The organism is Actinomadura macra NBRC 14102 (genome assembly GCF_001552215.1).
Taxonomy (GTDB): domain Bacteria; phylum Actinomycetota; class Actinomycetes; order Streptosporangiales; family Streptosporangiaceae; genus Spirillospora; species Spirillospora macra.
Genome location: NZ_BCQT01000004.1, coordinates 655486 through 677558, shown reverse-complemented (window position 1 = coordinate 677558; position 22073 = coordinate 655486). Strand labels below are relative to the sequence as shown.

Below are 22073 nucleotides of genomic sequence, written 5' to 3'. Positions count from 1 at the left end.
CCGTGACCGATGACCCGGCAGCAACCTTCGCCCGCGCCCGAGCGGCGGCAGGTGTCCTGTTCTTCAACGACAACGACCAGATCATGCTGGTCGACCCCTCTTACAAGGACTACCGCGACGTCCCCGGCGGCTACCTCGAACGTGGCGAAACTCCTCGCCAGGCCGCAGAACGTGAAGTCGCCGAAGAACTCGGTATCCACCCAGAGCTCGGGCGGCTGCTGGTTGCCGACTGGGCCCCGAGCGAGGCCGAGGGCGACAAGGTCCTTTTCCTCTTCGATGGCGGCACCCTCACCAAGGACCACCTCGACGGCATCCGCCTCGATCCAGGCGAACTGGTCGGATTCCAGTTCCACGACATCGCCCACGTCCACGACCTGACCATCTCCAGACTGGCCCGCCGTCTCGTCCACGCACACGCCGCGCACCTCGACGGCAGCACCCGTTACCTTGAACACGGCGAATGGATCTAGGCAAGGCGCTCAACGCTTCCAGCCGCCGCCTGCCCCGGTCAGCCCGTCTCAGCCGCGTCGGCGATCTCGAACGCGCGGACCGATCTGAACTCCGTGAGCTTCCCCGTCCGCACCAGGGTGCCGATGATCCTGACCAGACGGCCGTCCCGGCTCGCCTGGAGGGCCTTGTTGAAGTCCTCGGGCGGCAAGAGCACCCTCACCAGCCGACGCTGACGGTCCTCTCCCGCAGTGTTGACACCGCGCACGATGACCCAGCCGTCGTCGGTCGGACGTACCCGCTGCGTCCGCCACACCGTTCCCATGACCACGGCGTCACGATGCACCCGTTCGCCCGTCCCCAGATCCTCGCCCGCCTGGGCGAGGATCGAGGCCATAGGCGCGTCGAATCGGATGGGTGGGGTCGGGAAGCCGGTCGGAGTTCGCAGCGCCCAAGCGAACCGCATCTCGAAGGGGTGGTCCTGCTCGGTGCCTCCGAAGCGGCCCAGCGCCCTGCACAGGTGCGCGGAGATGCCTTCACCGACCCTGTCCGCGAAGGGTTCGAGCTCGGACGTCTCCAGGGCCTCGCCGGACGCCGCGTAGGCCGCCTGGATCGCACCGTACAGCCGCAGCATGACCCTGCGGCCGAAGGGCTGACCGACGCTGAACAGGGTGTCGGCCTCCTCCTCCAGCGGAATCTCGATCGAGATGATGTAGCTCCCCGCCTCCGCGGGACCTAGCCTGGCCTGTTTGGGGAAGTCCTCCACTTGGGCAGGTTTGCGGCGCGGCAAACGGAGGACGGGCTCATTGAGAACGGCATACGCGCCGGCTATGAGAAGTTCTCTGACACCCTCATAAGCCGCCGCCCCGTCCGCCACCGAAATGCTTCCCGAAGGAGCCGGCGGATGTGTATGGACATGGTTACGGTCCACGTTGACGGTCGTCAGGTCTCTGAGGATCTGCCCGCGTGGCCGGCCTTCGGCCTCGGTGAGCGCCTGAAGCAGATTGATCATGCGGAGCGGGTAGTCCCGGACGCCCTGCTCCTGGGGGACGAGCACTTCGAATTCGCGCTCGCCTTCGCTGACCGCCCACAGAAGCGACGCCCCGATCCGTTCGTACGGTGTCCAGCCATTGTTGGACAAGTAAGCCCGCACGTCGTCCGGCGGCAAAGCAGCGAGGGTGCTGAGCAGCCCGTCGTCGGTGGTCATGGGACCTCCAGGGCGGCGCCTGGCCTGAGTATGAGCCCCAGCAACGCCTCGGCGGTGAGCAGGTTCTTCTTCAGGACCTCGACCTTGACCGTTGTGTCGCCGGGGAGCTGCCAGGGCGGCTCGACGTCGGCGAACGAGGCCCAGTAGCAAGCCCGATGGAGCCGGAGGCATTCGTCATCGGCCTGAGTGTAGGCGCGGACGTCGGCCGGCACCACGACCAGGAGCAGGAAGCGAGGGATCTCGAATGCGCCGGCCAGCTGCTGGAAATGCCTGGCCTTCATCGGGTAGGCCCAAGACTCCCCCGGACCGGTGGGCCTGCGCCACGACTTGACCTGGACGTCGATCTGCGGCAGGTACTTGGTCCCCCTCGCCCCGGGGTACTTGAGTGAAAAGTCCACGCCATCGAAGTCAGGGTCAGGTTGCGAAACAAGGAGTCCTGAGGCCGCGGCGACCGCCCGGACGAACGCCTCGCCGAACTTTCCCTGATGATTGTTGTGGTCGAGTGGCAGCGCCGACCCCCATAGCGTCGTCGGTCCCCGAGTGGGCAGCTAGTCCTTTTGACCTTTACTGTAGTGCGAGACCGGCGCGGAGTGGAGGGACACCGTCCTTGCATTCTTTTCCCGCAGGCCCCGGATATTGACCATTGCTCGGGGGCCGGTCGCCAGCCCAGTTCCTGGCCTCGACGCCCAGGTGCGAGGGTCTCGATTCCGCCTACCATTCAGCTCCGGCAACCGTTCTGGATGGATTGTGTAAGAATCTCTTCACTATGTTGGATCTGGGCAGGCTGCGGGTGCTTCGCGAGCTCAAGCTCCGCGGCACCGTCGGCGCCGTCGCCGAGGCGCTCGGGTACAGCCCGTCCGCGGTCTCCCAGCAACTCGCCCAGCTCCAGCGGGAGGTGGGCGTCCCCCTCGTCGAGCGCGCGGGGCGGCGGCTCCGGCTCACCGAGGCGGGCGAGGTCCTGGCCGGGCACGCCGAGCGGCTGCTCGCCGGGGCGCAGCGTGCCGAGGAGGCGGCCGTCGCCGCCGGCGGGCGCGTCGCCGGCGTCGTCCGGCTCGTGGGGTTCCAGACGGCGCTGCTGCACGTCCTCGCGCCGGCCCTGCCGTGCCTCGCCGAGACTTACCCCGACCTGGTCGTGGACGTGCTGGACGAGGAGTTCCACCGCGTCCTCCAGGCGCTCGTGCAGCGGGACATCGACGTGGTCCTCACCGACGAGTACTCGCACCTGCCGCGCCCGCGCCGTCCCGAGCTGGCGTCCGAGGTGCTGATCACCGAGATGATGCGGATCGCGCTGCCCGAGGCGCACCCGCTCGCGCGGGAGAAGGGGCCGGTGCGGATGGCCGACCTCGCCGGGCAGCCGTGGGTGACCGGCCACGTCGGCACCAACCACGCGGACCTGCTGGAGCGGACGTGCGTGGAGCTCGGCGGTTTCCGTCCCACCGTCCGCTACCGCTCGAACGACCTGCTGATCATCCTCGCCATGGTCGCGCGCGGCGGCGCGGCGTGCCTCGCCCCCGAACTGGCGCTGGCGGAACGGGAGGAGGGCATCGTCGTCCGGGACCTGGCGGGCGCCCGGGTGGACCGCCGGATGGTCCTGTGGACCCGCGTCGGCGCGGACGTCCGACCGTCCGTCCGCGCCGTCCTGGAGGCGTTGCGCCGCTCCGCCGACGACCTGGCCGCCGGCCGCCCCAGCCTAGTCCGCGGCAAGCCCTAGATGGGGGTGAGGGGGAGGCGGGCCCGGGATTTCGAGATGAAGGTTCCGATGCCGTCGGTGCGGCGGGCGGCGTCGAGGCGTTCGGCCGGGACCTCGCCGTAGAGGGTGGTGCGCTGCCGGGCGGGGCGACCTGCGCGCGCCGCGATCTCCTCCAGTTCACTGATGGGTTTGAAGGAGCCGTTCTCCGAGCCCGCCATGCGGCTGATGGTCTCCTCCATCAACGTCCCGCCGAGGTCGTTCACGCCGCCTTGCAGGACGCGCGTGCACAGCTCGTCGCCCATCTTCACCCAGGACGTCTGGATGTTGTGGATGGCGCCGTGCAGCAGGACGCGGGCGAGCGCGTGGACCGCGATGTTCTCCCGGACGGTCGGCCCCGGGCGCGCCAGCCCCGCGAGATAGATCGGCGAATTGTGGTGGACGAACGGCAGTAGCACGAACTCGCTGAACCCGCCGGTCCGCTCCTGGATCGACCGCAGCAGCTTGATGTGCGCGACCCAGTGGGACGGGGCGTCCACGTGCCCGTACATCATCGTCGAGGTCGTCGGGATGCCGAGCTCGTGCGCGGTCGTGACGACCTCGACCCACTGGTCGGTGGGCAGCTTGCCCTTGGTGAGCACCCAGCGGACGTCGTCGTCCAGGATCTCCGCGGCGGTGCCCGGCAGCGAGTCGACCCCCGCCTCCCGCGCGGCCTGGAGCCACTCCCGGATCGACAGGTCGGTGCGGGACGCGCCGTTCACGACCTCCATCGGGCTGTAGGAGTGCAGATGGATGTCCGGTGCGCGGCGCTTCACCTCGCGCGCCAGGTCGAAGTAGGCGGTGCCGGGCAGGTCAGGGTGGATACCGCCCTGCATGCAGACTTCGGTGGCGCCCGCCTCCCACGCCTCGTCCACCCGGTCGCCGACCTGCTGGAGGGACAGGGTGTAGGCGTCGGCGTCCGTGCGGCGCTGGGCGAACGCGCAGAACCGGCAGCCGGTGTAGCAGACGTTCGTGAAGTTGATATTGCGCGTGACGACGTAGGTGACGTCGTCGCCGACCGCGTCCCGGCGCAGCCCGTCGGCCAGCCGCGTGAGCGCCTCCAGCTCCGGGCCGTCCGCGTGCAGCAGGGCGAGGGCCTCGTCGTCGGTCAGCCCGGCCGGGGCGCGTTCAGCGCTCGCCAGCGCCGCCTTCACGTCGGCGTCGAACCGCCGCGGCGCCGCCATCCGCTCCTTGAGCGCGTCCCAGTCGCCGTAGACCTCGTCGAAGTCGTCGCGGCGGTCGCTGGTCCGGCCGGTCGTGTCGATCTCGGTGTGCAGGTCGGTCCGGCCGGACGCGGCGAAACCGCCGTCGGGTTCCTGCCACGGCCGCCCTTCGAGGACGGCGTCCTCCCGCGCCAGGCCCGTCTCCGGGTCCGCGAGCGCGGCGACGTGGCCGGTCAGGCGCGGGTCCAGCCACGGTTCACCGCGCCTGACGTAGTCGGGGTAGATCGTGAGGCGCTCGCGCAGCGCGAACCCGGCCTCGGCCGTCCGCGCGGCCAGCTCGTCGATCTGCGGCCATGGCCGCTCGGGGTTGACGTGGTCGGGCGTCAGCGGCGACACCCCGCCCCAGTCGTCGATCCCGGCCCGCAGCATCAGCGTGTACTGGTCGGCGACCAGGTTCGGCGGCGCCTGCACACGCGCCTTCGGCCCGAGGACTAGCCGGGTCACCGCGATCGTCGCCGCCAGTTCCGCCAGCTCTGCGTCCGGGGTGTCGCGCATCTTGGTGTCGGGCTTCGCACGGAAGTTCTGGACGATCACCTCCTGGATCGCCCCGTACTCCCGCATCGTCCGCCGGATCTCGAAGATGGCGTCCGCGCGCTCCTCCACCGTCTCGCCGATGCCGATGAGGATGCCCGTGGTGAACGGCACGTTCGTCCGGCCCGCGTCCTCCAGCACCCGCAGCCGGACCGCCGGGTCCTTGTCGGGCGACCCGAAGTGCGGCCCGCCCCGCTCGCTGAACAACCGTGTCGCGGTCGTTTCCAGCATCATCCCCATGGACGGCGCGACCGGCTTGAGCCGCTGGAAGTCCCGCCACGTCAGCACACCGGGGTTCAGGTGCGGCAGCAGCCCCGTCTCCTCCAGCACGCGGATCGCCATCGCGCGCACGTACGAGAGCGTGTCGTCATAGCCGTGCGCGTCCAGCCACTCGCGGGCCTGCTTCCAGCGGTCCTCGGGACGGTCGCCGAGCGTGAACAGCGCCTCCTTGCACCCCATCGCCGCACCCTGCCGCGCGATCTCCAGGACCTCGTCCGGGCTGAGGTAGGGGGAGTCCAGCCGATGCGGGACGGTCGCGAACGTGCAGTACCCGCACCTGTCGCGGCAGAGGCGGGTCAGCGGGATGAAGACCTTCCGGCTGTAGGTGATGACCCCCGGCCGTCCGGCCGCCTCAAGACCGGCGTCGCGGGTGCGGGCGGCATACGTGAGCAGATCGTCGAGCTGCGCGCCGCGGGCGCGCAGCAGTGTCGTGGCCTCGGACCGGTCCAAAGTCTTGCCGTCGCGCGCGCGGGCCAGCGCCCGGCGCACAGAGTTAGCAATGGCCTCCATACGAGGCACTCTATGCCAATCGTCATATTTTATTGCGTTGTCCTTGGCGGTCGGGCCTTGGCGGTCGGGCCTTGGCGGCCCTCCCTTCAACGGACAACGCGGCGATCGCTGTGTTGATTGCAGTGCCCTTGGCGTCAGGCGCTAGAGCGCCCTCCTTCAACGGACACTGCGGCGATCGCTACATGGCTTCGGCTCGCCTGGCGGCTCGCTTCGCGATCAGGTTCTCGCTTCGCTCGTACCTGGCTTTTTACGCGATCGCAACGCTGGGGTCGCTGCCACCTGCGGTTACTGCCTGGGCTGGTGCACGGTCATGCGTGTGTGCAGCCACTGGCGGTGGTGATCTATTCCCGGGTGGCGGACTTCGGTCAGCGGACTTCTATGAACTGGTCTGGGGTGCGTGGGGGGCGGTCTCTTGGTGGGGCTGCGGGGTGGCCGATTCCCACCGCGCCCATAGGGTCCCACTCGTCGGGGATGTCCAGGGCCTCGCGGACTACGTCGCGGCAGAACATCGTGCTCGACACCCAGCAGGAGCCCAGGCCCTCCACTGCCAGCGCCACCAGCAGGTTCTCTACGGCTGCCCCGGCGGCTACGACGAACATCTCGCGCTCGGCGCGGGACCGGCGCTCGTCGGGGTAGTCGTGCGCCCCGTCTGCCACCAGGCACGGGACGACCAGGTACGGCGCGCGGCGCAGGACGTCGCCGCGGCGCAGTCGGTTGGCGATCGACTCGGCGGAGAAGCCGTCCCGGCGCAGGTCGGACTCCCACGCGTCGCGCATCGCGTCCAGCAGCCGGGTCCGGGATTCCGGTGATTCCAGCAGGACGAACCGCCAGGGCGTCGTGTGGTGGGGCGCGGGCGCGGTGATCGCCGCGGCGACGGCACGCCGCACCACGTCCGGGTCGACCGGGTCGGCGGTGAACTCGCGGATCGTCCGCCGCGCGTGCAGCACCTCCGACGAGCCGTACCGGAACATGTCCTCGTCGGGCGGGCGGACCAACGCCCGGGCTCCCGGCCCGTCCTCCGCTGTGACCAGGCCGGACAGTCCGCGGACGACGGCGATCGGTATCCCGTCCAGCTTGCCCTTGACGAGTTCGCCGGCAGCGGCGATCTCGTCGGCGACGGCCGTGATCGTGGCGTCCAGGCGGTTGCCGTACGGGTCGTCGCGTCCGCGCATGTCGCTCAGCGGCGCCAGCCCCGCGACGCCGATGGCGGCGTCGATGACCCCGTTGCGCCAGGGGCGGCCGAGCGTGTCGGACACGATGACGGCGACGTTCCTGCCGAGCCGCTCGCGCACGCCCGCGCGGATCCGCCGGGCGGACGCGTCGGGGTCCTCAGGCAGCAGCAGGACCGTGCCCGGCGCCGTGTTGGACGCGTCCACGCCAGCGGCGGCCAGCACCAGGCCCTGCCGCGTCTCCACGATCCGGGTCTCGCCCCGAGCGTGCACCCGGCGGGCCACCACCCGCACGGTCTCGGCGTCGATGGCCTTCTCCCGGTCGTCGGCGACCAGGACCCGCCCCTCCGCCTTGCTCACGATCTTGGACGTGACGACGAGCACGTCGCCGTCCTCGACCGTCCCGGCGGGGACCAGCGCCGCGATGTCGTCCCCCGCGGCGACCTCCGGTACCCCGGGGACGCCGAACACGCTCAACCTCACCGAACGTCCTCCGCCTGCTTCAGCTCCACGGCCAGGTCGAGCGCGGCGCGGGCGATGGCGGCCGTGGCGTCCGGGTCGCTCATCAGCAGCGGCCGGGAGCGCACCTCGATGCCCTCCACCCGCACGTCCGCGTCCGCGTCGTCGACGAGCCAGCCGTCCAGCAGGCCGAGGCCGTAGTGCTCGGCCACCGCCCGCGCGGACGTCTCGACCCCGATCGCGGTCAGGCAGGCGTCGGCCATGCCGCGCACCGGCGCGCCGCCGATGATCGGGGAGACGCCGACGACGGTCTTCGCCGCGACCGCGTCCCTGATCCCGGGGATCGCGAGGATCGTGCCGACGCTCACCACCGGGTTGGACGGCGGGAACAGCACGACGTCCGCCGCCTCGATCGCCGCGAGCACGCCCGGCGCGGGCTTGGCGTCCTCGGCGCCGACCGCCGCGATCGACAGCGCCGGGACGGACGCGCGCAGCCGCACCCACCACTCCTGGAAGTGGACCGCCCGGCGGCCCTGTTCGGCGTCCTCCACCACCACGTGCGTCTCGACCTGGTCGTCGGTCATGGGGATCAGCCGGACGCCCGGCCGCCACCTGTCGCACAGCGCCTCGGTCACCGCCGACAGCGCGTACCCGGCCGCCAGCATCTGCGTCCGCACGATGTGGGTGGCGACATCGCGGTCGCCGAGACCGAACCAGGACGGGCCGACGCCGTACGCGCCGAGCTCCTCCTTGACGGTGAACGTCTCGGCGGCGCGTCCCCAGCCCTGCTCCTCGTTGATGCCGCCGCCGAGCGTGTACATCACGGTGTCCAGATCGGGGCAGACGCGCAGCCCGAACAGGGAGATGTCGTCCCCGGTGTTGCCGATGACGGTGATCTCCGCGTCCGGGGCCGCCGCACGCAGCCCCCGCAGGAAGCGGGCCCCGCCGATGCCGCCCGCCAGCGCCACGATCTTCATGCGCTCAGCCTAGGCCGCCGGGGCGCCCCGCTCGGACGCCGGTACCCGACGATATTCGGAAGTCGGTCGTTCACGGGGAGTTTGAACCACCGCGACGGACCGAGACGGCGATAGGAAGGATGTGCAAAGCTTTGACCCTCATCTGATTGCCTCGGTCTGGAGATGTTCCCGTGAACAAGGAAGCCGTCCAGCGCCTGCGCGAACCGGCCGCCTGGGTCTTGCTCGCCGCGGCGGGTGTGCAACTGCTGGCAGGCATCATCCTGCTCCTCGGTGGCGGCGACGGCGGGTTCACTTACCGCGCGCTGAACGAGACCGGGGGCGGGGTCTTCACGCACTTTGCCGTCGTCGGGCTCCTCGTCCTGGCGGTGCTGCTGGTGACGTGGGGCGACACCCCGAGCCCGCAGGCCCGCACCATCACGATGGGTGCGCTCGGCGTGCTCGGCGGGATCGCGTTGTTCGGCGTCATCTGCTGGCTCAGCGGGATGCTCGCGGGCTCGGACGAGTTCTCGGTGAAGGCCGCCACGAAGCTGGGGTACTTCCTCATCGGCGCCGGGAAGCTCGCCGTGGTCGGCGTGGCCGGATGGTTCGTGTTCACCGTCTTCCAGGGGATGCAGCCGCCCCGCCCTCAAGGCCAGCAGCAGATGCCGTCGGGCTACCCCGAGTACGGGTACCAGCAGGGCCAGCCGGGTCAGCAGTACGGCCAGCAGGGTTATGGTCAGCAGCAGTATCAGCAATACCAGCAGTACGGCCAGCAGGGCGGCGAGGTTCAGCAGGGCGGGCAGCCGGGTTACGAGCAGCAGGGCTACGGGCAGCAGTACGGCCAGCAGCAGTACGGGCAGCCGGGGCAGTCCCAGGAGTACCCGCAGTACGGCGGCCAGGCCGGCTACCAGCAGCCGCCGGCTCAGCCGGGCCAGCAGCCCGAGCAGGAAGAGATGGGCGAGTGGACCCGCGCCTACGGCGGTAGCGGTGGCCGAGACCCGCAGGGCACGCAGCCCGCGCCGCCACAGGGCGATCAAGGTTCCGAGGAGTCCGGCGACTGGTATCGGGACAACCGTCCCCCGCAGTGACGCCCCGATTAACTGATCTTCAGCCAAAGGCCCTCCTGCGACTGCCGACATAACCGGCTTTGTCCCCCGCGAAACTCGTTCCGCTTGACGGAGCGGGCGCTACACGCGTGTAATTTCATCGGTGTGATTTCTATGCCTTCTCGGGGGAAGGAGCTCGAGGGAAGGCATTGACCAGGGGGCTCCACGGGTAGGAGGTGCGCTGTGAGCGAGGTAGTCATCCCGCTGGCGCACGGCACAGACGGTGAAGAGTTGGGCTGGCAGGAGCGCGCCCTGTGCGCGCAGACGGACCCGGAGGCGTTCTTTCCGGAGAAGGGCGGCTCCACTCGCGAGGCCAAGAAGGTGTGCCGGGCATGCGAGGTGCGGACGGAGTGCTTGGAGTACGCGCTGCAGCACGATGAGCGTTTCGGTATTTGGGGAGGGCTCTCCGAACGGGAACGCCGGAAGCTGAAGCGTCAGGTCGTCTAGCGCGGACGGAGGTCCTGGGCGGGCATCGCGGGCGCCGAAGGGGAGCGGCGCCGCGGCACCCGGCCGGCGGAGTCCGTGCGCGGCGCGGCCGAGATCACCCGGATCTCCGGGGATCCGGAGCGTGGCCGCACGGCCACGCGTACAGTTGTCAGCCGTGCCGGCCCCCCGGGGCCGGCACGGCTGATGATTGTCGTCCCACAGATCGAGCGGACTCTTGTCGCCTACTCTCGATCGCCATGTCGTCACGGCCGTCCTCGTCGCCCACGACGGCGCGCGGTGGCTGCCCGAGACGCTCAAGGCGCTGCTGACGCAGGCGCGGCCGGTGCAACGTCTCGTGACCGTGGACACCGGAAGCCGCGACCGCGGCCCCGCCGTGCTCGCCGAGGTGGTCGGCACCGGCAAGGTGCTCACCCTGCCCCGGACCACCGGCTACGGCGAGGCCATCGCCGAGGCGCTCCGCCAGGACGCCGCGTCCGCGCCCGTCCCCGACGACGACCCCGGCAATCCGCGCACCGAGTGGGTGTGGCTGCTGCACGACGACTCCGTCCCCGCGCACGACGCCCTCGCGCAGCTGCTGCGGACGGCCGGCACCGACCCCAACCTGGCGGTGCTCGGGCCGAAGGTCCGCGACTTCGACGACCGCCACATCCTGCGGGAGGTCGGCGTCGCCATGGACGCGGCCGGGCGGCGCGAGACGGGCATCGACGGCCACGAGTTCGATCAGGGCCAGCACGACGGCGTCCGGGACGTCCTCGCGGTCGGCAGCGCCGGGATGCTGGTCCGCCGGGACGTGTGGACCAGGCTCGGCGGGTTCGACGTCGAGTACGGGATGTTCCGCGACGACGTCGACTTCTGCTGGCGCGCCCACGCCGCGGGGCACCGCGTGGCGGTCGCCACCGACGCCGTCCTCTACCACGCCGAGGCGTCCCGCCGCGGCGTCCGCGAGATCGGCATGACCGCCGAACCGCCGAGCCGCGTCGACCGCCGCAACGCGCTCTACACGCTGCTCGCCAACCGGCCGTTCGCCGCGATGCTGCGGGCGCTCGTCCGCAACGTCTGGGCGTCGCTGCTGCACGCGCTCTGCCTGCTCGTCACCAAACGGCCGGACGCGGCGCGCCAGGAACTCGGCGCGCTCGGCGACGTCCTGCGCGCGCCCGGGCGGCTCCGGCGCGCCCGCGCCGCGCGGGCCGACGGCCGGACGCGCGTCTACCGCAGCGTCCGCCGCTTCCAGCCCCGGTGGGTCGTGCTGCGCCGGGGCGTCGAGGCCGTGTCGGAATTCCTGGCCGCCCACGAACGCCATCGCGACGACCAGGACGATGACGTTCCCGCCGACGAACCGGGCCCCCTCAGGCGGCTGCTCGCGCGGCCCGGCGTCCTGCTCGTCCTCGCGCTGACGGCCGTCGCGCTCGCCGCCGAACGGATGCTCGTCACCGCCGGCGGGCGGCTCGGCGGTGGCGCGCTCGTCCCCGCATGGGGCGGCGCGAGCGACCTGTGGGCGCAGTACGTTTCCGGCTGGCATCCGGTCGGGCTCGGTACCGACGCCGGGAGCCCGCCGTACGTCGGCGTCCTCGCGGCGCTGTCCACGCTGCTGTTCGGCAAGCCGTGGCTGGTGGTGTCGATCCTGCTGCTGGGCAGCGTGCCGCTCGCCGGCCTGACCGCCTACCGCGCGTCCCGGGTGCTGGTGCGCGAGCCGTCCCGCAGCGGGCGCCGGGCGCGGGCGAGCGGGCGTCGCATCCCGGTGTCGGCCGTCCGGGTGTGGGCCGCGGCCGTGTACGCGCTGCTGCCCGCCGCCACCGGCGCCATCGCGGGCGGACGGCTCGGCACCGCCGTCGTGCTCGTCCTGCTGCCGCTGATCGCCGTGCAGGTCGCCCGGATGTACGGGCTGCCGGCGCACGGCGCGCAGGGCCCGGCCGCCGACCCCCGGACGCGCCGCAAGCGCGCCGGACGCGCGGCGTGGGCAGTCGCGTTGCTGCTGGCGGTCGCGATGGCGTTCGTCCCGCTGGTGTGGCCGCTGGCACTGGCGGGCGGCGGGCTGGTGTGGGTGCTGCTCGACCGTCCCGGACGGGCGGGCCGCCGCAACCTGGTCATCGCGCTCGGGGTCCCGCCGCTGCTGCTCCTGCCGTGGACGGCCGGGCTGCTGCTGCACCCGTCCCGCTTCCTGCTGGAGGCGGGCCTGCACCGGGCGTCCCTGCCCCCTGACGCGGCCACTGACGCGGCCACTGACGCGGCCGGGCTGCTCGCGCTGAACCCGGGCGGGCCCGGCACGTCCGCGCACTGGGCGCTGGCCGGGCTGCTGGCGGCGGCGGTGTGCGCACTCCCGCTGCGCGGTCGCCGCAATGCCGTCCTCGCCGGATGGCTGCTGGCCCTTTTCGGGCTGCTCATCGCGATCCTGACGAGCGCCGCGACCGTCACCAAGGGCGCGGACGCGGCGCCCGCCTGGCCGGGCACCGCGCTGATCTTCGCGAGCGCCGGGGTCCTGCTGGCCGCGACCGCCGCCGTCCAGCGCGGCACCGAGGTCCTCGCGGGCAAGCACCTGATCTACAAGGCGGGTGGCGCGGTCGTGGTCGTCGCCGCGCTCACCGCGCCCGTGCTCGCCGCCGCCCTCTGGATCATGGGCGGTGCGGGCGGGCCGCTCGGCAAGACCGACCCCGACGCGGTTCCCGCGTTCGTGGTGGCGCCGGGCGGTGCGCGCACCCTGGTCCTGCGGCGCGACGGCTCGGGCCGGGTGGCCTACACCGTCCTGCGCGACGCGCGTCCCATGCTCGGTGAGGCCGAGACACCCGTCGGCGGCGCCGCCAAGCGTCGCCTGGACGACCTGGTCGCCGGGCTCGCCGCCGGGCGTGAGGGAGACGATGGGCCCGCGCTGACCCGGATGGGCATCGAGTACGTCCTCGTCCCGCGTCCCGCGTCCGATCCCGTCACCCGGGTCCTGGACGCCTCGCCGGAACTGACCCGCCTCAGCCGGACGGGCACCTTCGCCGTGTGGCGCTTCCAGTCGCCCACGGCGCGGATGCTGCTGCTGGACGGCCCGGCCGCCACTCCGCTCCCCGCGGGCAGGACCGGCGCGCGCTTCCACATCGCTCCGGCCGCCCGCCCCCGCACGCTCCTGCTGGCCGAGCCCGCCGACGGAGGCTGGCGCGCCTCCCTCGACGGGAAGGACGTCAAGTCCCGGACGGTCGACGGCTGGGCCCAGGGCTACGACATCCCCGCCGCCGGAGGCGACTTCGAGCTGACGCGGAGCATGACCCTGCGGCACACGTGGATCGCCGTCCAGGGCGTGGCGGTCCTGCTCGTCGCCGTCCTCGCCCTGCCGGGCGCCCAGCCCGACACCTTGATGCCCACCGGCGAACGTGACCGGGGCCGCGGACGACGCGCCCGCGCCCAGAGCCGCATCCGTGCCCGCATGGGTGGACGTCTCGGCAGCCACACGGGCGGCCACGCCCGCCGCGGCGTCCGGGACGCGCCGCTCCCCACACCACGCGAGCCCGCCGACACCTTCGGCACCGGCGGCGACACCCCGGCGACAGGCTCTCCCCGACCGTCCGGCGAAAGCCTGGAGGAGCGCTTCTGATGGACCGGATCCTCCGCCTCCTCGGCTTCCGGTACGCGACGGCGGCGCTCGTGCTCGTCGCGCTCGCCGCGCTCTACGGCGTCGCGTCGCTGTCACGTCCCTCCGCCGACGCCGACGCCAGGGGCGTCCGCGCGCCGATCACCTCCGCGGTCGCGGTGTGCCCCGGGCACGAGGGCGGCCGGCTGAGCGTCCAGTCCGCGAAGGGCGGTCCCGCGGGCGGCCTGATCGACACCTCCGAGATCCGCGGTGGCCCGTCCCTCGCGTCGATGAACGCCGCCGGGCAGAACTGGAACAAGGACACCGGCAGCGGCGACGACGCGTTCGTCGTCCGGGCGACCGGCGGCATCGCCGGTGGCCTGGAGGCGGAGCAGACCACCCACTGGTCGGGCGGCCCCGACCGGGGCCTCGCCGGGGCGCGCTGCGCCTCGCCCGGCACCGACCTGTGGTTCGTCGGGCCGGGGCCCGAGGCCGCGGACGCCCTCGACCTCTACCTCACCAATGTCGACTCCCAGCCCGCGTCGGTGGACCTCTCCGCGCTGTCCGGGCTGGGGCCCCTCGACACCACCGACGGCCGTGCCACCCCCGTCGCCCCGCGCAGCACCACGGTCGTGAAGCTCGGGAAGTCGCCGGAGGGGCTCGGTGACATCGTCAACTCCGCCCGTGATCTCGCCCTGCATGTCCGCACCACGAGCGGTCGCGTCGCCGCGTCCCTGCGGGTGCGGATCGGCGAGAAGAAGGGCATCGAGTGGCTGCCGCTGTCGCCCGAGCCCGCCTCGTCCCTGGTCGTCCCGGGGGTGCCGGGCGGGTCCGGTGAGCGGCGGCTGCTGGTCGCGGTCCCCGGCGAGGCGGACGCGCGGGTCCGCGTGCGGGTGCTCACCCCGGAAGGGGAGTTCAGCCCGCAGGGCCAGGACATCGTGGACGCCCCCGCCAAGACCGTCACCCCGGTCGACCTGGGGTTGGCGGGCAAGCCCGCCGCCGTCCGCGTGGTCGCCGACCGTCCGGTCGTCGCGGCGTTCACCGCCGAGCGCGGCGCCGACGTCGCCTACGGCACCGCCACCGCACCCCTCGGTACCCCCGACGGCCCGCGCCGCGTGACCGGCGGCGTCATCGCCGACAACCGCTTCGACACGGTGCTGACGCTGACCGCCCCGGCCGAAGCCGCGTCCGTGCAGGTCACGGCACTGGGTGGGCAGGGAGCGGGGGCCGCGCAGGAGATCGCCGTGCCCGCCGGGCGGACCGTCGAGACGAAGATCACCGTCCCGCCGGGCGGCGACACGGGCTTCGGTGCCCTGATCACCCCGAAGCCCGGCTCAGGCCCCCTCTACGCGGCCCGGATGATGTCCACGGGCAAAGGCGACGATTTCCTGTTCACCGTGCTCCCCATCGCCCCCGCGTTCATGACCCAACGGCTCCCCGAGGCCGCCGACTCCCAGAGCGTCCTGACCCCCTACTCGTCGTAGCTCGGGTCCACGGATTCGGGGGAGAGGCCGAGGAGGTCGGCGATCTCCTCCACGAGCAGGTCGCGGATCAGCCGGCCGAGTTCCTGGTCGCCCGCGGCGCGGGCCTCCACGGGGCGGCGGAACACGACGATGCGGACGGGGCGCCCGCCCTCGCCGGGGACGGTCCGGCCGAGGGGCACCGGCCCGTCGAACCAGGGTTCGACCTCGGGAACCTCCTCGACCGCGAACTCCACCCGGGAGAGCTCCCGGCCCCAGCGTTTGCCGAGCCGGCGCACCTCGTCCGCGACGAGGTCGTGGAACCGTTCCGCGCGGGTTCGCGAGACCGGGGTCTGCGGGGGCGTCAGAGGGCCACGGAGGCCGCGACCGTGCCGATCGCGGCGCCGTACGCCTGCCACACGGGATCGCACCCATCCAGACTACCCCGCCCGGCCCGGCAATCCGCTTCCGCTCACCGACGGCCGAGTCCGGAAAGTCACGGTCCGGAACACCCCGCACAAGGCCGCCCTTATATGGCTGTGTCGTGAAAGGAGTGGTTACAGTGGCTTGGCGCGGCCTCAGCCCCCATGACCGATGGTGCATGAAGGGTCAAATTCCGTGGGTCCCCCGGCTCCCGCTGTGCGTCCGCGACGACCCGCGATGCCTCGACCGATCGCCGCCGGGACCGGACGCGTCCGCCGTCGCGGGCCGCTCCAACCCCCACAACAGTGAGACGGTAGGAAGCTATGGTCACACGGAATGTGATTGTTACCTCGGAAATCGACCGGTAACGGCGACACGTGCGGCCGGGTGGTGGCGGACGCGGCGGAGGGGAGGTACGGTCGGCCATCGTGAGCCCCGTCCGCACTTGCTCCCGCACCGCCTGCAAGGCGCCAGCAGTCTTCACGCTCACGTACGTCTACCGCGACTCCACCGCGGTCCTGGGGCCGCTCGCCACGTACGCCGAGCCCCACTGCTATGACCTGTGCGCGGAGCATTCCGAACGGCTGACCGCCCCGATGGGGTGGGAACTCGTGCGGCTGCCGGTCGAAGAGGAGACCGAGCCCAGCGCCGACGACCTGGAAGCCCTCGCCGACGCCGTCCGCGAGGCCGCCAGGCCCGCGCCCGGCTCCGGGCAGGAACCGGTCGGCCAGGGCACCGAGGTCGGCCGCCGCGGCCACCTGCGGGTCCTGCGCTCCGAACCCGCGGGCACACAACCGCAGGAATGATCGGCGCGCGCCTCTGACGGCTGCGGCCGTCGTCCGCCGGTCTCGTTTCTTCGCGTGATGGCGAGGCCGGGCGCCGGGGCCGTTCCCGGTAGGCTCGGACAATCCCCCGCGTCATCGTTCGGATAGGGAGCTGGAGTGGGCGAGCTCGCCAAGATCTTCAAGGCGTACGACATCCGGGGCGTCGTCCCGGACGAGCTGGACGCCGAGACCGCCGAGGCGGTCGGTGCGGCCTTCGTGCGTGTGACGGGGGCGGACGCGGTCGTCACCGCCCACGACATGCGGGCGTCCTCGGTCCCGCTGGCCGAGGCGTTCGCGCGGGGCGCGACGTCCCAGGGCGCGGACGTGATCGAGGCGGGCCTCGGATCCACCGACCTGCTCTACTACGCCAGCGGCAGCCTCGACCTGCCCGGCGCGATGTTCACCGCGAGCCACAACCCGGCCAAGTACAACGGCCTGAAGCTGTGCCGCTCCGGCGCCCGCCCGGTCGGCCGCGACACCGGCCTCACCGAGATCCGCGAACTGGTCGAGAAGGGCGTCCCCGCCTTCGACGGCCCCGCCGGGACGGTCACGCGCCGAGACGTCCTCAAGGGCTACGCCGACCATCTGAAGACGCTGGTCGACCTGTCGGCGATCCGCCCGCTCAAGGTGGTCGTGGACGCGGGCAACGGCATGGGCGGGCACACCGTCCCGTCGGTGTTCGCGGGCCTGCCGATCGACCTGGTGCCCTTGTACTTCGAACTGGACGGCACCTTCCCCAACCACGAGGCCAACCCGATCGAGCCGGAGAACCTGCGCGACCTCCAGGCCAAGGTCCGCGAGACGGGCGCCGACATCGGGCTGGCCTTCGACGGCGACGCCGACCGCTGCTTCGTGGTCGACGAGCGCGGCGAGATCGTCGCCCCGTCCGCGATCACCGCGCTGGTCGCGACGCGGGAGCTGGCCAAGCACCCGGGCTCGGCGATCGTGCACAACCTGATCACTTCGAGCGCCGTCCCGGAGATCGTCTCCGAGCACGGCGGCACCCCGATCCGGACGCGCGTCGGGCACTCGTTCATCAAGCAGACGATGGCGGAGACCGGCGCGGTCTTCGGCGGCGAGCACTCGGCGCACTTCTACTTCCGCGACTTCTGGTTCGCCGACTCCGGGATGCTCGCCGCGCTGCACGTGCTGGCCGCCCTCGGGGAGCAGGACGGGCCGCTGTCGCGGTTGCTCGGCGAGTACACCCGCTACGTCGCCTCCGGGGAGATCAACAGCGAGGTCGCCGACCAGGCCGCCGCCACCGACCGGGTACGGGACGCTTTCGCCGGGCGACCGGGCGTTACCATCGACGAACTCGACGGGCTGACCGTCGGCGACGAAGCCGCCGGGTGGTGGTTCAACCTGCGGCCCTCCAACACCGAACCGCTGCTGCGCCTCAACGCGGAGGCGGGAGACGACGACACCATGGCCGCGGTCCGCGACGAGGTCCTCGCCATCGTGAGGGAGAAGTGACGCGCCAATGACGATCAAGCTCGACTCCTGGCTGCTGGAGATCCTGGCCTGCCCGAACTGCGGCGGCGACCTGCGCGCCGACGACCAGGCGGCCGAGCTGGTGTGCACCGGCTCATGCGGCTACGCCTACCCCGTCCGCGACGACATCCCCGTCCTCCTCGTCGACGAGGCGCGGACCCCTGCCCCATGAGCACGGGGTGTGGTGGTGACCGTCGCCGAGCGGAGGCGAGGCTATGAGCAGGACGTCCGACCCGGCGAGGTTGGAGGGGGCGGAGGCGGTCGAGGCCGCCGATCCGGGCGGGATGCTGCGGCAGGTCGCCTCGTCGGCCGCGCAGATCCGTGAGGCGCGGCGGGCGGCGGCCGAGGCGGGCGTCGCCGGGCTCGCCGAGGACGGGCGTCCCCGCGCGATCGTCGTCGCCGGCATGGGCGGCTCGGCGCTGTCCGGTGACGTGCTGTCGGCCGTGTGCGGCCCCGGTTGCCCCATCCCGACGGTGACGGTGCGCGGTTACCGGCTGCCCGGCTGGGTGGGGGCCGCCGACCTGGTCATCGCGGTGTCCTGCTCTGGCTCGACGGAGGAGACCCTGGCGGTCGGCGCCGAGGCCGCGCGGCGGGGCTGCCGGCTGCTGTTCGTGGGTGCGGACGGCTCGCCGCTGGCCGACCTCGCCGCCCAGAGCCGTGGCCTGTTCGTCCCGATCCGGTCGGTCGGCCAGCCGCGTGCGACGCTGTGGGGGCTGACGGTGCCGCTCCTGCTGGCCGCCCGGTCCCTCGGGCTCGCCGACGTGCCGGACACCGTCCTGGAGTCCACCGCGGAACTGCTGGAGGACGTCGCGCACCGATGCCGTCCGGCGAGCGAGCCGTTCCTCAACCCGGCCAAGCGGGTCGCGCTGGACCTCGCGGGCGATGTGCCGATGGTGTGGGGGACGTCCGCGCTGACGAGCACCGCCGCGTACCGGCTGACCTGCCAGCTCAACGAGAACGCGAAGTACCCGGCCGTCTTCGGTGAGATCCCGGAGGCCGACCACAACCAGGTGATGGCCTTCGACGGCTTCTTCGCGCGCGGCGGGTCGTCCGCCGCCACCCCCGATCCGGAGGACTTCTTCCGGGACCGTGCGGACGACCCCGAGCACGGGCTGCATCTGGTCGTCCTGAGCGACGCCGACGAGCATCCGCAGGTGCGCAAGCGCCGCGAGGCGTCGGTGCGGATCGCCCGCGACCGTGGTGTGACGGTCACCGAGCTGGCGGCCGAGGGCACGCAGCCGCTGGAGCGGATCGCCTCCCTGATCGCGCTCGGGGACTATGTCACGGTTTACTTGGCCATCGTGCTGGGCGTCGACCCCACGCCCGTGCCGGCCATTCAAGAGCTCAAAGCGAGGATTGCGTAGATGAGTGCTGAGGGTGGAACGAAGGCCATCGTCGCCGCGCTGGCCGCCAACCTCGGGATCGCCGCGTCGAAGTTCGTCGCGTTCGCGTTCACCGGTTCGTCGTCCATGCTGGCCGAGTCGATCCACTCGGTGGCGGACTCGGGTAACCAGGGCCTGCTGCTGCTCGGGCGCAAGCGTTCCGAGCGCGACCGGACCCCGAAGCACCCGTTCGGCTACGGCCGGGAACGGTACTTCTACGCGTTCGTGGTCGCGGTCGTGCTGTTCACCGTCGGTGCGGCGTTCTCGCTGTACGAGGGCTACCACAAGATCTCCCACCCGGAGGAGGTCAAGGCCCCGGCCTGGGCGTTCTCGGTGCTGATCGTCGCGATCGTGCTGGAGTCGTTCTCCTTCCGCACCGCGATCAAGGAGTCGAACACCGTCCGCGGCGACAAGTCGTGGTGGGCGTTCATCCGGCGGGCGAAGGCGCCCGAACTGCCGGTCGTCCTGCTGGAGGACCTGGCCGCGCTCGTCGGCCTGTTCCTCGCGCTGTTCGGCGTCACGGCCGCCGTGGTCACCGGCGACGGCGTCTGGGACGGCGTTGGCACCGTCGCGATCGGCGTGCTGCTCGGCGCGGTCGCGACGATCCTGGCGATCGAGACCAAGAGCCTGCTGATCGGTGAGGGCGCCGATCCCGAGCAGGAGGAGCGGATCATCGAGGCGCTGGAGTCGGTGGACGAGGTCGACCACGTTATCCACATGCGGACCGAGTACGTCGGCCCCGAGGAACTGCTGATCGCCGCGAAGATCGCCGTCTACCACGACGACACCGCGGCGGAGGTGGCGCGGGGCATCGACGCCGCCGAGGCCCGGATCCGGGCTCGGTTCCCCGAGGCGCAGCTGATCTACCTGGAGCCCGCGCTGGACGAGGCCGTCCGCAGGAACGCCCGGAAGCCGGAGCCGGAGACCCCCACCCCGTCCTGACCGCGGACACCCCCGTGACCGCGGACACCTTCCGGTGTCCCACATGGGATCCCTCGCCGGGCGGCCGACACCGTTGCCGGTCGACCCCAGCCCAGGCAAGACCGGCGAGTGCCTCCGAGGAGGCGGTACCACGGCCGTCCGGCGAGGTGCTTCCCATGCTTCCCCGCCCGGACCCCTGAGCCGGGCGGTTCTGGTGTGACCGCGGCAGCCCCACCGAACCCCCTACGTCGGTGGTGGCCGCCGTCGCGGTCACGGTTAAGACACTACGTTCGTGCTGGTCTCCGGTTCGTCCGCCAAAAGGAGGGAAACGGGGTCGTCCTCCAGGGGGAGCCGGTGTCCGCGCATAGCCCCGGATGGTGAGGTGACGGACCGGACCCAGCGGTCAGTATGGAGGAGTGACCGGCGATGACCACCACTCCGACAAGGCCCGGACCGGGCCCGATCCCGCGGGCTTCGGCCCCGCCATCGCGCATCACGCGTGGCGGCTGTCCGGCCGGATCGTGGCCGGCGTGGGCCAGCTGCTGCTCTGGATCCTCACCGGCCTGGGCCGGCTGCTGCGTCCCGTGGCCGTCCGTCTCACCGGCCGTCTGACCGGCGGCCGCCACCGGCCGGGCGATGCCCCGGCGGGTTCGACGGCGCCGCTGCCGCGGTGGATCAACACCTGGGGCGAGGTCGCCGAGTCCTGGTACTTCGCGCCGCTGACCGGGCTGGCCCTGACCATCGCGGCGCTGGCGGAGCTGGCGCCGCGCGTCGAGTCGCCGCTCAGCCTCGCCGGCGGCTTCGCGGTGGCCTCGACGCTCCCGCTCGTCTGGCGCCGCGAGTACCTGCGCCCGGTGGCGGCGGTGGCGCTCGGCGCGTTCGCGGCGAGCCTGCTCACCGGGCAGGTGCTGCTGGTCACCACCACCTTCGCCGCGCTCTACACGCTGTACGCGCTCGGCCGGCAGCTACCCCGGCAGTCCGCCGGGGTCCTCGCGGTGGGCGGCGCCGCCACGGTCGCCGTCGTCTACCTCGCCACCTCGACGCTCGACGACGTCCCCTGGCCGGCCGCGGTGGTCGCCGTCCTCGCCGCCATCGGGCTGGGCGACGCGCGCCGCGCCGTGGAGTCCGCCGGCAGGACCGAGGCGGAGGCCGAGGAGCGGACCAACGAGACCCTCACGCGGCTGATCGCCGTCCAGCGCGAGCAGGCGGTGATGCGCGAGCGCGCCAGCATCGCCCGCGAGCTGCACGACGTCGTCGCGCACTCCGTCTCCATGATCGCGGTGCAGGCGGAGACGGCCCCGTACACGATGGAAAGCCTGTCGCCGGAGGCCCGCGCCGGCTACACCGAGATCGCCAAGACCGCGCGGGAGGCGCTGGTGGAGATGCGGCGGCTGCTCAGCGTGCTGCGCGCCGACGCCAAGCCGGAGCCGGAGTCGGCGAACACCCCGCAACCGCGTCTGGACCGGCTGCCCGAGCTGATCGAGCAGCACCGCGGCGCGGGCGGACAGGTCGATCTGTCGGTGCACGGCGACCCGCGGTCGCTGTCGACGACCGTCGAACTGTCGGCGTACCGGATCGTCCAGGAGGCGTTGACGAACGCCCGGCGGCACGCGCCCGGCGCGGAGGTCCGCGTCGACCTGACGTTCCTGCCGGACCGGCTCGCCGTCCGCGTCCTCGACGACGGCGCGTCCGGGCGGACCAGGGTACTGAACCTGGGCGATCCCGCCTCCCGTACCCCGGTACCGGACGATGGCCCGGCCGGACGGACACGTCTGGAGTCCGCGCCCGCGGCCGGCTCTGGTGGACACGGTCTCGTGGGCATGCGCGAACGTGCGACCATGCTGGGCGGGCGGTTCTCCGCCGGTCCCGCCAACGAGGGCGGGTTCCTGGTGGAGGCCGAGCTTCCGCTCAACAGGGAGGAGTCGGTCGATGGGCGGGCGGGGAGATAGCGGCCGGTCGGACCCA

General features: G+C 72.3%; 18 protein-coding genes. 12 read left to right on the top strand and 6 right to left on the bottom strand.

Features of this window, described 5'->3' with window-relative positions; translation table 11 throughout:
• The first annotated feature begins 2 nt into the window (after positions 1–2).
• Positions 3–470: an NUDIX domain-containing protein gene (locus tag AMA02S_RS07825; protein ID WP_067453759.1), complete on the top strand. Its 468-nt coding sequence runs from the start codon at positions 3–5 to the stop codon at positions 468–470.
• A gap of 38 nt (positions 471–508) precedes the next feature.
• Here the strand turns inward: AMA02S_RS07825 and AMA02S_RS07820 are convergent, their stop codons facing one another.
• Both AMA02S_RS07820 and AMA02S_RS07815 read right to left on the bottom strand, forming a co-directional pair.
• Positions 509–1654, bottom strand: coding sequence for a hypothetical protein (locus tag AMA02S_RS07820; protein WP_067453756.1), 1146 nt, complete (start codon positions 1652–1654; stop codon positions 509–511).
• Positions 1651–2163, bottom strand: coding sequence for a DUF4365 domain-containing protein (locus AMA02S_RS07815; protein ID WP_067453753.1), 513 nt, complete (start codon positions 2161–2163; stop codon positions 1651–1653). The genes AMA02S_RS07820 and AMA02S_RS07815 overlap by 4 nt, the downstream gene beginning before the upstream one ends.
• 257 nt (positions 2164–2420) lie before the next feature.
• Here AMA02S_RS07815 and AMA02S_RS07810 point away from each other — a divergent pair, with 257 nt between their 5' ends.
• Positions 2421–3365, top strand: coding sequence for a LysR family transcriptional regulator (locus AMA02S_RS07810; protein ID WP_067453749.1), 945 nt, complete (start codon positions 2421–2423; stop codon positions 3363–3365).
• Here the strand turns inward: AMA02S_RS07810 and AMA02S_RS07805 are convergent.
• From AMA02S_RS07805 to cofD, 3 genes are all read right to left on the bottom strand, one after another.
• Entirely contained in the window at positions 3362–5923 is a 2562-nt protein-coding gene (locus tag AMA02S_RS07805) for a bifunctional FO biosynthesis protein CofGH (protein WP_067453746.1), read from the bottom strand. The genes AMA02S_RS07810 and AMA02S_RS07805 overlap by 4 nt on opposite strands.
• A 365-nt stretch (positions 5924–6288) precedes the next feature.
• Positions 6289–7575 carry a coenzyme F420-0:L-glutamate ligase gene (locus AMA02S_RS07800; RefSeq protein ID WP_067453744.1) on the bottom strand — a complete coding sequence of 429 codons (1287 nt, stop codon included), beginning with the start codon at positions 7573–7575 and terminating at the stop codon, positions 6289–6291.
• Positions 7572–8528: a 2-phospho-L-lactate transferase gene (cofD, locus tag AMA02S_RS07795; protein ID WP_067453737.1), complete on the bottom strand. Its 957-nt coding sequence runs from the start codon at positions 8526–8528 to the stop codon at positions 7572–7574. The genes AMA02S_RS07800 and cofD overlap by 4 nt, the downstream gene beginning before the upstream one ends.
• 170 nt (positions 8529–8698) lie before the next feature.
• Here cofD and AMA02S_RS07790 point away from each other — a divergent pair, with 170 nt between their 5' ends.
• The 4 genes from AMA02S_RS07790 to AMA02S_RS07775 all read left to right on the top strand — a co-directional run bounded on the left by AMA02S_RS07790 (position 8699) and on the right by AMA02S_RS07775 (position 15091).
• On the top strand, positions 8699–9595 hold the full coding sequence (locus AMA02S_RS07790; protein WP_067453734.1) for a hypothetical protein: 897 nt from the start codon (positions 8699–8701) through the stop codon (positions 9593–9595).
• Positions 9596–9796: 201 nt separating this feature from the next.
• Positions 9797–10060 carry a WhiB family transcriptional regulator gene (locus tag AMA02S_RS07785; RefSeq protein ID WP_067453731.1) on the top strand — a complete coding sequence of 88 codons (264 nt, stop codon included), beginning with the start codon at positions 9797–9799 and terminating at the stop codon, positions 10058–10060.
• A gap of 214 nt (positions 10061–10274) precedes the next feature.
• A complete protein-coding gene (locus AMA02S_RS07780) occupies positions 10275–13631 on the top strand; it encodes a glycosyltransferase family 2 protein (protein ID WP_067453723.1) in 3357 nt (1118 codons plus the stop codon).
• On the top strand, positions 13631–15091 hold the full coding sequence (locus AMA02S_RS07775) for a DUF5719 family protein (RefSeq protein WP_067453721.1): 1461 nt from the start codon (positions 13631–13633) through the stop codon (positions 15089–15091). Before AMA02S_RS07780 ends, AMA02S_RS07775 begins: the two co-directional genes overlap by 1 nt.
• Here the strand turns inward: AMA02S_RS07775 and AMA02S_RS07770 are convergent.
• Positions 15079–15498 carry a metallopeptidase family protein gene (locus AMA02S_RS07770; RefSeq protein ID WP_245667391.1) on the bottom strand — a complete coding sequence of 140 codons (420 nt, stop codon included), beginning with the start codon at positions 15496–15498 and terminating at the stop codon, positions 15079–15081. The genes AMA02S_RS07775 and AMA02S_RS07770 overlap by 13 nt on opposite strands.
• Before the next feature lie 420 nt (positions 15499–15918).
• Between AMA02S_RS07770 and AMA02S_RS07765 the strand changes: the two genes are divergently transcribed.
• The 6 genes from AMA02S_RS07765 to AMA02S_RS07740 all read left to right on the top strand — a co-directional run bounded on the left by AMA02S_RS07765 (position 15919) and on the right by AMA02S_RS07740 (position 22057).
• Positions 15919–16296, top strand: coding sequence for a DUF3499 domain-containing protein (locus tag AMA02S_RS07765; RefSeq protein ID WP_067453717.1), 378 nt, complete (start codon positions 15919–15921; stop codon positions 16294–16296).
• A gap of 135 nt (positions 16297–16431) precedes the next feature.
• Positions 16432–17787, top strand: a complete 1356-nt coding sequence (locus tag AMA02S_RS07760) for a phosphomannomutase/phosphoglucomutase (protein WP_067453714.1) — start codon at positions 16432–16434, stop codon at positions 17785–17787.
• Positions 17788–17794: 7 nt separating this feature from the next.
• Positions 17795–17977: a Trm112 family protein gene (locus AMA02S_RS07755; RefSeq protein WP_067453712.1), complete on the top strand. Its 183-nt coding sequence runs from the start codon at positions 17795–17797 to the stop codon at positions 17975–17977.
• Between the two features lie 43 nt (positions 17978–18020).
• Positions 18021–19169, top strand: coding sequence for a bifunctional phosphoglucose/phosphomannose isomerase (locus AMA02S_RS07750; protein WP_067453710.1), 1149 nt, complete (start codon positions 18021–18023; stop codon positions 19167–19169).
• The gene (locus AMA02S_RS07745) at positions 19170–20129 is read left to right on the top strand and encodes a cation diffusion facilitator family transporter (protein ID WP_067453707.1); all 960 of its coding nucleotides are present in this window, start codon (positions 19170–19172) and stop codon (positions 20127–20129) included.
• A gap of 395 nt (positions 20130–20524) precedes the next feature.
• Positions 20525–22057, top strand: coding sequence for a sensor histidine kinase (locus tag AMA02S_RS07740; protein WP_067453704.1), 1533 nt, complete (start codon positions 20525–20527; stop codon positions 22055–22057).
• The last annotated feature ends 16 nt before the right edge of the window (positions 22058–22073 follow it).

Bases quoted from the DNA above. Each gene is read 5' to 3' on its own strand.
- AMA02S_RS07750 (WP_067453710.1), top strand. From the start codon at position 18,021: ATGAGCAGGACGTCCGACCCGGCGAGGTTGGAGGGGGCGGAGGCGGTC.
- AMA02S_RS07755 (WP_067453712.1), top strand. From the start codon at position 17,795: ATGACGATCAAGCTCGACTCCTGGCTGCTGGAGATCCTGGCCTGCCCG.
- cofD (WP_067453737.1), bottom strand. From the start codon at position 8,528: ATGAAGATCGTGGCGCTGGCGGGCGGCATCGGCGGGGCCCGCTTCCTG.
- AMA02S_RS07745 (WP_067453707.1), top strand. From the start codon at position 19,170: ATGAGTGCTGAGGGTGGAACGAAGGCCATCGTCGCCGCGCTGGCCGCC.
- AMA02S_RS07775 (WP_067453721.1), top strand. From the start codon at position 13,631: ATGGACCGGATCCTCCGCCTCCTCGGCTTCCGGTACGCGACGGCGGCG.
- AMA02S_RS07805 (WP_067453746.1), bottom strand. From the start codon at position 5,923: ATGGAGGCCATTGCTAACTCTGTGCGCCGGGCGCTGGCCCGCGCGCGC.
- AMA02S_RS07810 (WP_067453749.1), top strand. From the start codon at position 2,421: ATGTTGGATCTGGGCAGGCTGCGGGTGCTTCGCGAGCTCAAGCTCCGC.
- AMA02S_RS07820 (WP_067453756.1), bottom strand. From the start codon at position 1,654: ATGACCACCGACGACGGGCTGCTCAGCACCCTCGCTGCTTTGCCGCCG.